The 224-nt window shown below is 52.7% G+C and carries 1 protein-coding gene; it reads right to left on the reverse strand.

Going from position 1 to position 224, the window contains the following annotated elements:
- On the reverse strand, positions 1 to 224 hold a 224-nt coding region (locus LD028_RS09940; RefSeq protein WP_237811721.1), incomplete at both ends, for a ubiquitin-like domain-containing protein.

Genomic DNA, 224 nt, shown 5'->3' on the forward strand with positions numbered 1-224 from the left:
TTCGCCGAAAGCGCCGGCGCCACTTTGTCATACGGCCCGACTGCCACGTGCTGCGAACGGAGCAGCTCCGCGACTGTATCGGCTGTCGTCCATATCTTTTTCTTTTTTCCATTGACCGTCAGCGTCACTTCTTTGCTCGCTTCCCAAACGATATGGAGATCGTCGGTGATCGGTGAGTGGAGAGACGGATAAACATAATCTTCTTTGCGCGGTTGAATGTTTTG

It is taken from the genome of Anoxybacillus sp. LAT27, from assembly GCF_022030075.1.
In the GTDB taxonomy this organism is placed as follows: Bacteria; Bacillota; Bacilli; order Bacillales; family Anoxybacillaceae; genus Anoxybacillus; species Anoxybacillus kestanbolensis.